Below are 14240 nucleotides of genomic sequence, written 5' to 3'. Positions count from 1 at the left end.
ACTGCTGCGGTGAGCGCAAAGGCGCTCGCCGCTTATTCAAAGAGAATCGATGTGAAAGTACTGACTGTATTTGGTACGCGCCCGGAAGCCATCAAGATGGCACCGCTGGTGCATGCGTTGGCAAAAGATCCTTTTTTTGAGGCTAAAGTTTGCGTCACTGCGCAGCATCGGGAGATGCTCGATCAGGTGCTGAAACTCTTTTCCATTGTACCTGACTACGATCTCAACATAATGCAGCCAGGGCAGGGTCTGACAGAGATAACCTGTCGGATTCTGGAAGGGCTAAAACCTATTCTTGCCGAGTTTAAACCAGACGTCGTGCTGGTTCACGGTGATACCACTACCACACTGGCAACCAGCCTGGCAGCGTTTTATCAGCGTATTCCTGTTGGTCACGTAGAGGCTGGACTGCGTACTGGTGATCTCTATTCACCGTGGCCGGAAGAGGCTAACCGCACACTGACCGGTCATCTGGCGATGTACCATTTCTCGCCAACTGAAACTTCCCGGCAAAACCTGCTGCGTGAAAACGTTGCTGACAGCCGAATCTTTATTACCGGCAATACCGTTATCGACGCCTTGCTGTGGGTGCGCGACCAGGTGATGAGCAGCGATACGCTGCGTTCTGAACTGGCGGCAAATTACCCGTTTATCGACCCCGATAAGAAGATGATTCTGGTGACCGGTCACAGACGTGAGAGCTTCGGTCGTGGCTTTGAAGAAATTTGCCACGCACTGGCAGAAATCGCCACCACTCATCAGGACATCCAGATTGTCTATCCGGTACATCTCAACCCGAACGTCAGAGAACCGGTAAACCGCATTCTGGGGCATGTGAAAAATGTCATTCTGATCGATCCCCAGGAATATTTACCGTTTGTCTGGCTGATGAACCACGCCTGGTTGATTTTGACTGACTCTGGCGGTATTCAGGAAGAAGCGCCTTCACTGGGTAAACCGGTGCTGGTGATGCGCGATACCACTGAACGTCCGGAAGCAGTGACGGCGGGTACGGTGCGTCTGGTAGGCACGGATAAGCAGCGAATTGTCGAGGAAGTGACGCGTCTTTTAAAAGACGAAAACGAATATCAAACTATGAGCCGCGCCCATAACCCGTATGGTGATGGTCAGGCATGCTCTCGCATTTTGGAAGCGTTAAAAAATAATCGGATATCACTATGAGTTTTGCGACCATTTCTGTCATTGGACTGGGTTACATTGGGCTGCCGACGGCGGCAGCGTTTGCCTCCCGGCAAAAACAGGTGATTGGTGTCGATATCAACCAACAAGCGGTTGATACCATCAATCGTGGCGAAATCCATATCGTCGAGCCTGATTTGGCGAGCGTGGTAAAAACTGCCGTAGAAGGTGGATTTTTACGAGCGAGCACGACGCCGGTTGAGGCGGATGCCTGGTTGATTGCTGTACCTACGCCGTTTAAAGGCGATCATGAACCGGATATGACTTACGTCGAATCGGCTGCCCGCTCCATTGCGCCAGTACTGAAAAAAGGCGCGCTGGTGATCCTTGAGTCCACCTCGCCGGTGGGGGCAACCGAGAAGATGGCAGAATGGTTAGCAGAGATGCGTCCAGATCTGACTTTCCCGCAGCAGGTGGGCGAGCAGGCTGACGTGAATATTGCCTACTGCCCTGAACGTGTGTTGCCGGGGCAGGTGATGGTCGAGTTGATTAAAAATGACCGTGTGATTGGCGGTATGACGCCGGTTTGTTCTGCGCGCGCCAGCGAACTGTACAAAATTTTCCTCGAAGGAGAGTGTGTTATCACTAACTCGCGGACGGCGGAAATGTGTAAGCTGACTGAAAACAGCTTCCGCGATGTGAATATTGCTTTTGCTAACGAACTGTCGCTAATTTGTGCCGATCAGGGGATTAACGTCTGGGAACTGGTTCGCCTGGCGAATCGCCATCCACGAGTCAATATTCTTCAGCCTGGGCCTGGCGTGGGCGGTCACTGTATCGCTGTTGATCCGTGGTTTATCGTGGCGCAGAACCCGCAGCAGGCGCGGCTTATCCGTACCGCACGCGAAGTGAACGACAACAAACCTTTCTGGGTTATCGATCAGGTCAAAGCGGCGGTTACCGACTGCCTGTCCACTACGGATAAACGCGCCAGCGAGCTGAAAATTGCCTGCTTTGGTCTGGCGTTTAAACCGAATATTGATGATCTGCGCGAAAGTCCGGCAATGGAAATCGCTGAACTGATCGCCCAGTGGCATAGCGGCGAAACGCTGGTTGTTGAGCCTAACATCCACCAGTTGCCGAAAAAACTGACCGGGCTTTGTACTCTGGCGCAGCTTGACGAGGCGCTGGAAACGGCAGATGTACTGGTGATGCTGGTCGATCACAGTCAGTTCAAAGCCATCAGCGGTGAACATGTTAAACAGCAGTATGTCGTAGATACCAAAGGGGTCTGGCGCTGATTACAGTGAATGACTGTTTTGAGGGAGTCACACAATGCCCATTCGCGCCAGAATTGAACCACTAACCTGGGAAAACACCTTCTTTGGTGTCAACAGCGCCATTGTGCGTATTAGTCCTGACGCGCCACTCCTGACGTCAGACGTCTTAGCGCCGTGGTCACGGGTGCAGGCCAAAATTGCCGCATCAAATACCGATGAGCTGGACGCCTTGCAACAACTGGGATTCTTACTGGTTGAGGGTGAAGTTGATTTGGTACTGCCTGTGAACAGTGCAAGTGATAGCGACGCAGAAGTGGCACAAGAGACAGATATTCCAGTGCTACGCCAGTTAGCCAGTGGGGCATTTGCGCAAAGCCGTTTTCGTGCGCCGTGGTATGCGCCTGACGCCAGTGGCCGCTTTTATGCGCAGTGGATTGAAAACGCCGTACGCGGCACTTTTGATCATCAATGCCTGATTTTACGTTCGGCGTCTGGTGATATTTGTGGCTATGTTTCTCTACGAGAGTTGAATGCCACTGACGCGCGCATTGGCTTGCTGGCAGGCCGTGGCTCCGGTGCACAGCTGATGCAAGCGGCACTAAACTGGGCGTATGCTCGCGGTAAAACAACATTGCGGGTGGCGACCCAGATGGGCAACACCGCCGCGCTTAAACGATACATACAAAGTGGTGCGAATGTAGAAAGCACCGCGTACTGGTTATACAGGTGATCACATGATTCCATTTAACGCACCGCCGGTGGTAGGAACCGAACTCGACTATATGCAGTCGGCAATGGGTAGCGGCAAACTGTGCGGCGATGGCGGTTTTACCCGTCGCTGCCAGCAGTGGCTGGAGCAACGTTTTGGTAGTACCAAAGTGCTGCTGACGCCGTCCTGCACCGCTTCGCTGGAGATGGCGGCGTTGCTGCTCGATATCCAGCCTGGCGATGAAGTGATCATGCCGAGCTACACCTTTGTCTCCACCGCCAATGCCTTTGTGCTGCGTGGCGCGAAAATCGTCTTTGTGGATATCCGCCCGGACACCATGAACATCGACGAAACGCTTATTGAATCGGCGATCACCGACAAAACGCGTGTTATCGTGCCGGTACATTACGCGGGCGTGGCCTGTGAAATGGACACCATTATGGCGCTGGCGAAAAAGCATAACCTGTTTGTGGTGGAAGATGCCGCTCAGGGCGTGATGTCCACTTACAAAGGGCGTGCGCTGGGAACCATTGGTCATATTGGCTGCTTTAGCTTCCATGAAACCAAAAACTATACGGCGGGCGGGGAAGGCGGTGCGACGCTGATTAACGATAAAGCGTTGATTGAACGTGCCGAGATCATCCGCGAAAAAGGCACTAACCGCAGCCAGTTCTTCCGTGGTCAGGTCGATAAATATACCTGGCGTGATATTGGTTCCAGCTATCTGATGTCCGATCTGCAAGCTGCGTACCTGTGGGCGCAACTGGAAGCCGCCGAACGTATCAACCAGCAACGTCTGGCGTTGTGGCAAAACTACTACGATGCGTTAGCACCTCTGGCGAAAGCCGGGCGTATCGAACTGCCGTCGATTCCGGATGGCTGCGTGCAGAACGCGCATATGTTCTACATTAAGCTGCGGGATAATGATGACCGGAGCGCATTGATTAACTTCCTGAAAGAAGCGGAAATTATGGCGGTGTTCCATTATATTCCGCTACACGCAAGCCCTGCGGGTGAACGCTTTGGTGAGTTCCACGGCGAAGATCGCTACACCACCAAAGAGAGCGAGCGCCTGCTGCGCCTGCCGCTGTTCTACAATTTGTCGCCCGTCAATCAACGCACGGTAATTGCGACTTTGTTGAACTACTTCTCCTGATATGTCGCTGGCAAAAGCGTCCTTATGGACGGCGGCCAGTACGCTGGTCAAGATTGGTGCCGGGTTGCTGGTCGGTAAGTTGCTGGCGGTGTCATTTGGTCCGGCTGGGCTGGGGCTGGCGGCAAATTTCCGCCAGTTGATTACCGTGCTCGGCGTGCTCGCTGGGGCGGGCATCTTTAACGGCGTAACGAAATACGTTGCCCAGTACCATGATAATCCGCAGCAGCTACGCCGCGTGGTCGGCACTTCATCAGCGATGGTGCTTGCCTTCTCTACGCTGATGGCGCTGGTTTTTGTGCTGGCGGCTGCCCCAATCAGCCAGGGATTGTTCGGTAATACCGACTATCAGGGGCTGGTGCGATTGGTTGCACTCGTACAGATGGGGATCGCCTGGGGCAACCTGCTGCTGGCGCTGATGAAAGGTTTTCGTGATGCCGCCGGTAATGCCCTGTCGCTTATTCTCGGCAGCTTGCTTGGCGTTATTGCCTATTACGTCAGTTACCGTTTGGGCGGTTATGAAGGGGCGTTGCTGGGACTGGCGTTGATTCCTGCGCTGGTGGTGATTCCTGCCGTCATCATGCTAATTAAGCGTGGTGCAATCCCGTTAAGCTATCTGAAACCCAGCTGGGATAATGGTCTGGCAGGGCAGTTGAGCAAATTTACGCTCATGGCGTTGATTACGTCGGTGACCTTGCCCGTTGCTTACATCATGATGCGTAAACTGCTGGCGGCGCAGTATAGCTGGGATGAAGTGGGCATCTGGCAAGGGGTGAGCAGTATTTCCGATGCCTACCTGCAATTCATTACCGCCTCTTTTAGCGTGTATTTACTGCCCACGTTGTCGCGGCTAACGGAAAAGCGCGATATCACCCGGGAAGTGGTGAAGTCGCTGAAATTCGTCTTACCAGCAGTGGCGGTGGCGAGTTTTACCGTCTGGCTGCTGCGCGATTTTGCCATCTGGCTGCTGTTATCGAATAAATTTACCGCTATGCGCGATCTCTTTGCCTGGCAGTTGGTGGGCGATGTGTTAAAAGTGGGTGCTTATGTCTTTGGTTACCTGGTGATCGCCAAAGCGTCGCTGCGGTTTTATATCCTGGCGGAAGTCAGCCAGTTCACTTTGTTGATGGTATTTGCCCACTGGTTGATCCCTGCGCATGGTGCGCTGGGCGCGGCGCAGGCTTATATGGCAACGTATATCGTCTATTTCTCTCTTTGTTGTGGCGTGTTTTTACTCTGGCGTAGGCGGGCATGACTGTACTGATTCACGTACTGGGATCGGATATCCCTCACCATAACCAAACCGTTTTACGGTTTTTCAACGACGCGCTGGCCGCAACGAGCGAGCACGCGCGCGAGTTTATGGTTGCTGGCAAGGACGACGGCTTAAGTGACAGCTGTCCGGCACTTTCTGTGCAATTTTACCCAGGTAAAAAATCCCTGGCAGAAGCGGTCATCGCAAAGGCGAAAGCTAACCGGCAGCAGCGATTTTTCTTCCACGGTCAGTTCAACACCACGCTGTGGCTGGCGTTGCTGAGTGGTGGTATCAAACCCAGCCAGTTTTACTGGCATATCTGGGGGGCAGATCTCTATGAGGTCTCCAGCGGGCTGAAATTCAAACTGTTTTACCCTATCCGCCGGCTGGCACAAAAGCGAGTCGGCTGCGTATTTGCTACTCGCGGTGATTTGAGCTTTTTTGCTAAAACGCATCCTAAGGTGAGGGGCGAACTGATTTACTTCCCGACGCGGATGGATCCATCTCTCAATACGATGGCGAACGATCGGCAACGTGAAGGGAAAATGACCATTCTGGTGGGGAACTCCGGCGATCGCAGCAATGAACACATTGCCGCCTTAAATGCTGTTCATCAGCAGTTTGGCGATACGGTAAAAGTGGTGGTGCCGATGGGGTATCCGCCCAATAACGATGTGTATATCAACGAAGTTCGTCAGGCGGGGCTGAAATTGTTCAGCGAAGAACATCTGCAAATTTTGAGCGAAAAACTGGATTTTGACGCCTATCTGGCGCTACTTCGCCAGTGCGATCTCGGCTACTTTATTTTTGCCCGCCAGCAGGGCATTGGTACTCTGTGCTTGTTGATTCAGGCAGGCATTCCCTGCGTACTTAACCGGGAAAACCCATTCTGGCAAGATATGACGGAACAACATTTACCGGTGCTGTTTACCACTGATGATCTCAACGAGGATATTGTGCGTGAAGCGCAGCGCCAGCTGGCGTCGGTGGATAAAAACAACATTGCCTTCTTTAGCCCGAACTATCTGCAAGGCTGGCGGCGGGCGTTGGCTATTGCCAGCGGGGAGGACGCATGAGCCTGTTGCAATTTAGCGGCCTGTTTGTTGTCTGGCTGCTTTGCTCACTGTTTATTGCTACGCTGACCTGGTTTGAGTTTCGCCGCGTGCGCTTTAACTTCAATGTCTTCTTTTCATTGCTGTTTTTGCTCACTTTTTTCTTTGGCTTTCCGCTGACCAGCGTGCTGGTATTTCGCTTTAATGTCGGCGTTGCGCCGCCAGACATTCTCCTTCAGGCGCTACTTTCTGCTGCTTGCTTCTACGCGGTTTACTACGTCACCTACAAAACCCGCCTACGCAAACGCGTTGTCGATGTACCGCGCCGCCCGCTGTTTACCATGAACCGTGTGGAGACCAATCTCACATGGGTGATCCTGATGGGCATCGCGCTGGTGAGCGTCGGCATCTTCTTCATGCACAACGGTTTTTTGCTGTTCCGGCTTAACTCCTACAGCCAGATCTTCTCCAGTGAAGTCTCCGGCGTGGCGCTAAAACGCTTCTTTTACTTTTTCATCCCGGCGATGCTGGTGGTCTATTTTCTGCGCCAGGACAGCAAAGCGTGGCTGTTTTTCCTCGTCAGCACGGTCGCATTTGGTTTGCTGACTTATATGATTGTCGGCGGTACTCGCGCCAATATCATCATTGCATTCGCTATCTTTCTGTTTATCGGCATTATTCGCGGCTGGATTTCGTTGTGGATGCTGGCGGCGGCAGGCGTGCTGGGGATTGTTGGTATGTTCTGGCTGGCGCTAAAACGCTATGGAATGAACGTGAGCGGCGATGAGGCGTTCTACACGTTTCTCTATCTCACCCGCGACACCTTCTCGCCGTGGGAGAATCTGGCGTTGCTGTTGCAGAACTACGACAACATCGACTTCCAGGGGCTGGCGCCGATTGTTCGCGATTTCTATGTCTTTATTCCTTCCTGGTTGTGGCCGGGACGGCCGAGCATGGTGCTGAATTCTGCCAACTATTTCACCTGGGAAGTGCTGAACAATCACTCCGGGTTGGCAATCTCGCCTACGCTTATTGGTTCACTGGTTGTTATGGGCGGCGCGCTGTTTATTCCTCTGGGGGCGATTGTGGTTGGTCTGATCATTAAGTGGTTCGACTGGCTGTATGAGCTGGGCAACCGCGAAACCAATCGTTATAAGGCCGCGATATTGCACAGTTTCTGCTTCGGGGCGATCTTCAATATGATCGTGCTGGCGCGTGAAGGGCTGGATTCGTTTGTCTCACGCGTGGTCTTTTTTATCGTGGTCTTCGGCGCATGTCTGATGATCGCAAAACTGTTGTACTGGCTTTTTGAAAGCGCCGGACTCATTCATAAACGTACAAAATCATCGCTCCGGACGCAGGTTGAAGGATAACAATGAATAACAACACCACGGCACCGACCTATACGCTGCGTGGCTTACAGTTAATCGGTTGGCGTGATATGCAGCACGCCCTTGATTATCTGTTTGCTGACGGGCAGCTTAAGCAGGGAACGCTGGTTGCCATTAATGCTGAAAAAATGCTGACCATTGAAGATAACGCCGAGGTCAGGGAGTTAATTAACGCTGCCGAATTTAAATATGCGGATGGCATCAGCGTTGTACGTTCAGTACGTAAAAAGTACCCGCAGGCGCAGGTTTCCCGCGTTGCCGGTGCCGATCTCTGGGAAGAGCTGATGGCGCGCGCAGGCAAAGAAGGGACGCTGGTATTTCTTGTTGGCGGTAAACCTGAAGTGCTGGCGCAGACCGAAGCTAAACTGCGCAACCAGTGGAATGTGAATATCGTTGGCAGTCAGGATGGTTATTTTAAACCCGAGCAGCGTCAGGCATTGTTTGAACGAATTCATGCCAGTGGAGCGCAAATCGTCACCGTTGCGATGGGATCGCCAAAGCAGGAGATCTTCATGCGCGACTGCCGTCTGGTGCATCCAGATGCGCTGTATATGGGCGTTGGCGGGACGTATGATGTCTTTACTGGTCATGTGAAACGCGCGCCGAAAATCTGGCAAAAACTGGGGCTGGAGTGGCTCTATCGCCTGCTTTCGCAGCCAAGCCGCATTAAACGCCAGCTTCGTTTACTGCGCTATTTACGCTGGCACTACACCGGCAACCTCTGATTTTCCTCTCTCTGTAAAGCGACGGAGTGGTCACTCCGTCACCTGTCTGCCGTTTTATTACACAAAGCATCCAAATTTTTAATGCTTCATTTGCCATTTCTTCTAAATTACGAAAACATTCGCAACACTCGATGTACCCATAACGATAACCGGTAACACCGGAAAAACATGCAAACACAACACGAGGATTTATGGCAGATAACAAACCAGAGCTACAGCGTGGGCTGGAAGCTCGACATATCGAACTCATCGCCCTTGGGGGTACTATCGGCGTCGGCCTGTTTATGGGGGCCGCCAGTACCCTGAAATGGGCCGGGCCATCCGTATTGTTGGCCTATATCATCGCCGGGCTGTTCGTCTTTTTCATTATGCGTTCAATGGGCGAAATGTTGTTCCTCGAACCGGTTACTGGTTCTTTCGCCGTTTACGCACATCGTTATATGAGCCCGTTCTTTGGCTATCTCACCGCCTGGTCTTACTGGTTTATGTGGATGGCGGTGGGGATCTCGGAAATTACCGCCATCGGCGTCTACGTCCAGTTCTGGTTCCCAGAGATGGCACAGTGGATACCCGCATTGATCGCGGTGGCGCTGGTGGCGCTGGCGAATCTGGCGGCGGTGCGGTTGTATGGCGAAATCGAGTTCTGGTTCGCGATGATCAAAGTCACCACAATCATTGTGATGATCGTCATTGGCCTGGGCGTGATTTTCTTTGGTTTTGGCAATGGCGGGCAGTCGATTGGTTTTAGCAATCTCACAGAGCATGGCGGTTTCTTTGCGGGTGGCTGGAAAGGCTTCCTCACCGCCTTGTGTATCGTGGTGGCGTCCTACCAGGGCGTGGAACTGATTGGCATCACCGCCGGTGAAGCGAAGAATCCGCAGGTGACGTTGCGCAGTGCCGTAGGCAAAGTGCTATGGCGAATCCTGATTTTCTACGTAGGCGCGATTTTCGTTATCGTCACTATCTTCCCGTGGAATGAAATAGGCAGCAACGGCAGCCCATTCGTACTGACTTTCGCCAAAATCGGCATTACCGCAGCGGCGGGCATTATCAACTTTGTGGTGCTGACGGCGGCTCTCTCTGGCTGTAACAGCGGCATGTACAGTTGCGGACGTATGCTCTACGCGCTGGCGAAAAACCGCCAGTTACCGGCGGCGATGGCGAAAGTTTCCCGTCACGGCGTGCCGGTTGCAGGCGTGGCGGTATCAATAGCCATTCTGTTGATTGGTTCATGCCTGAACTACATCATCCCCAATCCCCAGCGTGTGTTTGTTTACGTCTACAGCGCCAGCGTACTTCCGGGGATGGTGCCATGGTTTGTGATTTTGATAAGCCAACTGCGTTTTCGTCGTGCGCACAAAGCGGCGATTGCCAGCCATCCGTTCCGCTCCATTCTGTTCCCGTGGGCCAATTACGTAACAATGGCATTCCTGATTTGCGTTTTGATCGGCATGTACTTTAATGAAGATACCCGAATGTCGCTGTTTGTCGGCATCATCTTCATGCTGGCAGTGACGGCGATTTACAAAGTATTTGGCCTTAATCGCCACGGTAAAGTGCATAAACTGGAGGAATAAGCAGCAAAATGCACAAACCGTAACCAAACGCGCATTTTATTTAAAAAGGGACTAGACAGAGGGGGGCGAAGTCCGTATTATCCACCCCCGCAACGGCGCTAAGCGCCCGTAGCTCAGCTGGATAGAGCGCTGCCCTCCGGAGGCAGAGGTCTCAGGTTCGAATCCTGTCGGGCGCGCCATTTAGTCCCGGCGCTTGAGCTGCGGTGGTAGTAATACCGCGTAACAAGATTTGTAGTGGTGGCTATAGCTCAGTTGGTAGAGCCCTGGATTGTGATTCCAGTTGTCGTGGGTTCGAATCCCATTAGCCACCCCATTATTAGAAGTTGTGACAATGCGAAGGTGGCGGAATTGGTAGACGCGCTAGCTTCAGGTGTTAGTGTCCTTACGGACGTGGGGGTTCAAGTCCCCCCCCTCGCACCACGACTTTAAAGAATTGAACTAAAAATTCAAAAAGCAGTATTTCGGCGAGTAGCGCAGCTTGGTAGCGCAACTGGTTTGGGACCAGTGGGTCGGAGGTTCGAATCCTCTCTCGCCGACCAATTTTGAACCCCGCTTCGGCGGGGTTTTTTGTTTTCTGTGCATTCCATCACTCTCCCTTCGCAATAAACGCCCGTAGTTAATCATTGCCAAACGGTATTATTTCGCCCTTAAATTCATCGAAGGACGACTTCAGGCAAGGAGCGACTATGCTGCAACAGGTTCCAACGCGTGCTTTTCACGTAATGGCGAAACCGAGCGGTTCAGATTGTAATCTGAACTGTGACTACTGTTTTTATCTCGAAAAACAATCCCTTTACCGCGAACAACCTGTCACGCATATGGACGATGAAATGCTGGAAGCGTATGTCCGTCACTATATCGCTGCCAGCGAACCCCAAAACGAAGTGGCATTTACCTGGCAGGGCGGCGAACCAACGTTACTCGGGCTGGATTTTTACCGTCGTGCAGTGGCGCTACAGGCGAAATATGGTGCTGGCAGGAAGGTAAGTAACAGCTTCCAGACTAACGGTGTGCTGCTTGATGAAGAATGGTGTGCATTTCTGGCAGAAAATCATTTTCTTGTTGGGTTATCGCTGGATGGCCCGGCTGAGATCCACAATCAATATCGCGTGACTAAAGGTGGCAGACCAACGCATAAGCTGGTGATGCGCGCACTTAAACTACTGCAAAAATATCACGTTGATTATAACGTGCTGGCGTGCGTTAACCGCACCAGCGCGCTGCAACCGTTGCAGGTTTATGACTTTTTGCGTGATGCGGGCGTGGAGTTCATCCAGTTTATTCCTGTAGTGGAGCGGCTGGCGGATGAAAAATCTGCCAGCGACGGGCTAAAATTACAGGCGCCTGGTGATATTCAGGGGGAACTGACGGAATGGTCAGTGCGCCCCGATGAATTTGGTGAATTTCTGGTGGCGATATTCGACCACTGGATCAAACGCGACGTCGGCAAGATTTTCGTGATGAATATCGAATGGGCGTTTGCCAATTTTGTCGGTGCGCCGGGTGCGGTTTGCCATCATCAGCCAACCTGTGGACGTTCGGTGATTATTGAGCACAACGGTGACGTTTACGCCTGCGATCACTTTGTTTATCCGCAATATCGGCTGGGGAATATGCTTCAGCAGACCCTCGCAGAAATGGTAGATTCCCCGCAGCAGCAGGCGTTTGGTGAAGATAAATTTAAGCAGTTACCGGCGCAGTGTCGCAGTTGTAACGTGTTAAAAGCATGTTGGGGAGGCTGCCCGAAACACCGCTTTATGCTCGATATCAGCGGCAAACCGGGGCTGAATTATTTGTGTGCCGGGTATCAGCGTTATTTCCGCCATCTACCACCATATCTTAAAGCAATGGCTGATTTACTGGCGCACGGTCGCCCGGCCAGTGACATTATGCAGGCACATTTGATGGTAGTGAGTAAGTAAAAAGCGGCCATTTGGAGGCCGCCTGCGGTTGATTGCCGGATGCGATGCTGACGCATCTTATCCGGCCTACAGGACGCTGCAATTTATTGAATTTGCAAGGCTTGTAGGCCGGATAAGGCGTTCACGCCGCATCCGGCAAGGTCAGTGTGGCTCGATGTAGCGATAGCGCCGGCTTAATCAGATTTAATCTGCGCGCGTGGCGGATATTTTTTCAGGATCTCCATATACGCATGCATTTCGGTCTGTAGCGGTACTCCCATCGGAATATGGCGCACGCCGATGGAGTCGCTTTCCTGCGGATCGGTATAGAGATTAAATACCGCAGAGCCCGCCGTTTGCATTACTGTACCGGTGAATCCTCCCTGATATCCGCTCTGGGTATAGGCATATGGCTGCTGAATAAGAACATGATATTTGAACTCATCCATACGCACAGCAGCGAGTTTACCGTTGAGGAAGTAGTGCTCGGCCTTACGGTTAGACTGACCATTTGTTCCCAGGAAGAAGGATGTCTGATCCACGCCATCGATAAAGGTGGTTTTCGGCACTAAATTTGCCACTTTCGCCCCAGGATGACCAGCCAGATCCAGCGCGGTAGGGAAGAGATCTGCCAGATCGACAATACCGTCAGATTTACGCGGTTGGATCATCCCTTTCCAGTAAACGAAAGTCGGTACGCGAACGCCGCCTTCCCAGGTCGAACCTTTAGAGCCACGGAACGGTGTGCGTCCGTGCGGCGGCACTTCGGCTTCCGGGCCGTTATCGGAGGTAAAGACAATCAGCGTGTTATCGAGCTGACCGTTTTTCTCCAGTGCTTTGTATAGGTTAGCGAACACATCGTTCATCTCTACCATACAGTCGCTGTAAGAGGTGCGCGCCGGAGAACTTCCCGCATATTTTGCGTTCGGGTAGTTATCAAAGTGACAGCCGCGAGTACCGTAATAGAGGAAGAAAGGTTTGTCGCTTTTCGCCATTTTGTCGAGGAACTTAACGCCATATTCCATCCAACGCTGATCCAGATCTTCCATATATTTCGGCGTAATGTCGGCAATGGCTTCCTGTTCACCGCCGCGCACCGCATGAACGTCATCTTTACTAAACGGCAGTTTTTTGATGTATTCAGAACGATCCGGGCTCAGGGCGACTTCCGGGTTTACGTGAACATCACGCCATTCGGTATACATATCGGACACTGAGTTGAAGCCACGGAAATCATCAAAGCCGACGTTCTGCGGCTGCGACTCTTTGTTTTCCCCCATGTGCCATTTCCCGATGGCCTGGGTGACATAGCCTTGATCATGCAGCAGTTGCGGTAGTGTCGTTAACCCTTGCAGACCGCCAGGTTGTCCGTACATCGGCGGCATCAAAATGCCGTGGTGGATGGAATACTGTCCAGTGAGAATCGTTGCGCGGGTTGGTGAAGAACTGGGTTGTGAATAAGCAGACGTTAAAATCAGCCCCTGGCTGGCAACGGCGTCAATATCTGGCGTTGGGTTACCTACTGCCACGCCGCCGCCGTTAAAGCCAACGTCCATCCAGCCTACATCGTCCAGCAAGAAAACAACCACGTTCGGTTTCTTGCCGGTTTTTTTCTCAAGTTCCGCCAGTTTCTGCTGGGTTTCTTTATCCTGCGCCGGGTGCTGCATTACCGGCATCATATTATCGGCAATTTGGGTTGCTGGTTTAACCAGATATTGATTTGGGTGATCGTAACCAGAAAAACCCTCGCGCGCGGTGGCAGTTGACGGGGTATCTGCTGCACTGACCATAAAGGGAATAGCAGTGGCAACAGCAATAACAAGACGTTTGGGTGAAAACGAAATTTCCATGTGAAATGCTCCGGTTTCCTGTCATCAAAACGACGACGTAATTAAGCATTGATAATTGAGATCCTTCTCCCTGATAAAATAGTTATATAAATAATTTATGGAAATATATTATTTATATACTGTGGGAATGTATATGAATATCAGGAGAGCATTTTCAATCCTACCTCCAGCGTGGCGGATATGTAAGGCTGGTTTATTATATATTAT

General features: G+C 52.0%; 11 protein-coding genes and 4 tRNA genes. 14 read left to right on the top strand and 1 reads right to left on the bottom strand.

Annotation, left to right across the window (positions count from 1 at the left end; genetic code table 11):
* Positions 1–51 precede the first annotated feature (51 nt).
* The 14 genes from wecB to LG381_RS04120 all read left to right on the top strand — a co-directional run bounded on the left by wecB (position 52) and on the right by LG381_RS04120 (position 12204).
* Positions 52–1182 (top strand): non-hydrolyzing UDP-N-acetylglucosamine 2-epimerase, encoded by a 1131-nt coding sequence (wecB, locus tag LG381_RS04185; RefSeq protein WP_085461496.1) that lies wholly within the window; start codon positions 52–54, stop codon positions 1180–1182.
* Positions 1179–2441, top strand: a complete 1263-nt coding sequence (wecC, locus tag LG381_RS04180; protein WP_225762063.1) for a UDP-N-acetyl-D-mannosamine dehydrogenase — start codon at positions 1179–1181, stop codon at positions 2439–2441. The genes wecB and wecC overlap by 4 nt, the downstream gene beginning before the upstream one ends.
* A 34-nt stretch (positions 2442–2475) precedes the next feature.
* Positions 2476–3150, top strand: coding sequence for a dTDP-4-amino-4,6-dideoxy-D-galactose acyltransferase (rffC, locus tag LG381_RS04175; protein ID WP_225762062.1), 675 nt, complete (start codon positions 2476–2478; stop codon positions 3148–3150).
* A 4-nt stretch (positions 3151–3154) separates the two neighbouring features.
* Positions 3155–4285 (top strand): dTDP-4-amino-4,6-dideoxygalactose transaminase, encoded by a 1131-nt coding sequence (gene rffA / locus LG381_RS04170; protein WP_225762061.1) that lies wholly within the window; start codon positions 3155–3157, stop codon positions 4283–4285.
* A 1-nt stretch (position 4286) separates the two neighbouring features.
* Complete coding sequence (gene wzxE / locus LG381_RS04165; RefSeq protein ID WP_000050237.1) at positions 4287–5537, top strand: lipid III flippase WzxE; 1251 nt, start codon at positions 4287–4289, stop codon at positions 5535–5537.
* Complete coding sequence (rffT, locus tag LG381_RS04160; RefSeq protein ID WP_222679890.1) at positions 5534–6613, top strand: TDP-N-acetylfucosamine:lipid II N-acetylfucosaminyltransferase; 1080 nt, start codon at positions 5534–5536, stop codon at positions 6611–6613. The genes wzxE and rffT overlap by 4 nt, the downstream gene beginning before the upstream one ends.
* Entirely contained in the window at positions 6610–7962 is a 1353-nt protein-coding gene (wzyE, locus tag LG381_RS04155) for an ECA oligosaccharide polymerase (protein WP_085461500.1), read from the top strand. The genes rffT and wzyE overlap by 4 nt, the downstream gene beginning before the upstream one ends.
* Positions 7963–7964: 2 nt before the next feature.
* Positions 7965–8705, top strand: a complete 741-nt coding sequence (gene wecG / locus LG381_RS04150; protein WP_222679889.1) for a lipopolysaccharide N-acetylmannosaminouronosyltransferase — start codon at positions 7965–7967, stop codon at positions 8703–8705.
* A 191-nt stretch (positions 8706–8896) separates the two neighbouring features.
* On the top strand, positions 8897–10282 hold the full coding sequence (locus tag LG381_RS04145; RefSeq protein WP_000774732.1) for an amino acid permease: 1386 nt from the start codon (positions 8897–8899) through the stop codon (positions 10280–10282).
* Between the two features lie 102 nt (positions 10283–10384).
* Positions 10385–10461 (top strand) — tRNA-Arg (locus tag LG381_RS04140).
* Between the two features lie 58 nt (positions 10462–10519).
* Positions 10520–10595, top strand: a tRNA-His gene (locus LG381_RS04135).
* A 20-nt stretch (positions 10596–10615) separates the two neighbouring features.
* Positions 10616–10702 (top strand) — tRNA-Leu (locus tag LG381_RS04130).
* 42 nt (positions 10703–10744) lie between these two features.
* Positions 10745–10821 (top strand) — tRNA-Pro (locus LG381_RS04125).
* A 147-nt stretch (positions 10822–10968) separates the two neighbouring features.
* Positions 10969–12204, top strand: coding sequence for an anaerobic sulfatase maturase (locus LG381_RS04120; RefSeq protein WP_105290667.1), 1236 nt, complete (start codon positions 10969–10971; stop codon positions 12202–12204).
* Positions 12205–12377: 173 nt separating this feature from the next.
* Here the strand turns inward: LG381_RS04120 and aslA are convergent, their stop codons facing one another.
* Complete coding sequence (gene aslA / locus LG381_RS04115) at positions 12378–14033, bottom strand: arylsulfatase AslA (RefSeq protein WP_225762060.1); 1656 nt, start codon at positions 14031–14033, stop codon at positions 12378–12380.
* Positions 14034–14240: the final 207 nt, after the last annotated feature.

Origin of the sequence: Escherichia sp. Marseille-Q3837, assembly GCF_916618735.1 — a bacterium.
GTDB lineage: Bacteria > Pseudomonadota > Gammaproteobacteria > Enterobacterales > Enterobacteriaceae > Escherichia > Escherichia ruysiae.
Note: the sequence above shows the minus strand (reverse complement) of the source record. Positions and strands in the feature narration are given on the sequence as shown.